The sequence below is a fragment of the Phocaeicola sp. RTP21198st1_B8_RTP21198_201120 genome (assembly GCF_040929485.1).
GTDB classification, from domain to species: Bacteria; Bacteroidota; Bacteroidia; order Bacteroidales; family Bacteroidaceae; genus Phocaeicola; species Phocaeicola dorei.
This window is the reverse complement of the sequence record NZ_JBCOCI010000306.1, coordinates 299-1,534: the sequence shown is the minus strand read 5'-3', so window position 1 is coordinate 1,534 and position 1,236 is coordinate 299. Positions and strand designations below refer to the sequence as shown.

Below are 1,236 nucleotides of genomic sequence, written 5' to 3'. Positions count from 1 at the left end.
CGCCCAATGTGATATTCATATTAGCAGACGATTTAGGCTATGGAGATATTTCAGCATTCAATCCGGAATCCAAAATCCACACCCCAAACATTGATAATTTGACACACTCCGGAATTTCCTTTACGGATGCCCATTCATCTTCCGCGCTCTCTACTCCTTCACGCTATTCCATTATCACTGGAAGGTATCCTTGGAGAACAACTATGAAAAGTGGAGTATTGAATGGATTCTCTCCAGCCATGATTACTCCCGACCGCCGTACAATCGCCCAAATGTTTTCTGAGAACGGCTACAACACTGCTTGTATTGGAAAATGGCATTTAGGCTGGGATTGGGCATATCCTCAAAATGCCAAAAACAAACAGGATGTGGATTTCTCACTCCCTATCAAGAATGGTCCTACGGACAGAGGATTCGATTATTTTTACGGCATACCTGCTTCACTCGGAACAGCTCCACACGTTTATGTAGAAAACGATAAAGTAACTGCTCTTCCCGACCATATCATTGAACCGCAGAAGGGACTCGGTTTAATGCACGGAGGAGTGGCAGGAGCCGGCTTTGATCCACAGGATTGTCTACCAAACATAATACGTCATAGTATAGACTATATTGACAAACAGCGTAACAGTAAAAAACCATTCTTCCTATATTTGCCTATTACAGCACCACACACACCAGTGTTGCCGTCAGACAAATATAAAGGTAAAACAACAATAGGAGCCTACGGAGATTTTGTAGTCATGATAGATGATATGGTACAACAAATCGTGGAAACATTGAAGAAAAATAACCAATTGGATAATACTATCATTATTTTTACTTCTGATAATGGCTGTGCTCCTTATATCGGCGTAAAAGAAATGGAAAAGCAAGGTCATTTTCCCAGTTATATTTACAGAGGATATAAAACAGATATTTACGAAGGAGGACACAGAATTCCTCTAATAGTATCTTGGAAAGGGAAGTTCTCGAATAAAATAAGTAATTCCCTTGTTTCTCTTACCGATTTCTATGCGACCTTTGCACAAATGGTCAATCATAAACTAAAAACTGAAGAGGCTGTAGATAGTTACAGTATGTGGCCTATATTAAGTAAAGAAGGGACTTCTACCCGAAAGGACCTTATTTATGAATCAGGGAAAGGATATTTGTCTCTACGCACACCACAACTTAAACTAGTTTTTAATGGAGGTTCAGGCGGATGGGGATACCCCAATAAGCCTGCTGATTTGG

General features: G+C 40.3%; 1 protein-coding gene. It reads left to right on the top strand.

What is annotated here, in order from left to right; all coding sequences use genetic code 11:
• Positions 1-1,236 (top strand): arylsulfatase (locus AB5935_RS25725; protein WP_368327840.1); only part of this gene is annotated, 1,236 nt, incomplete at both ends.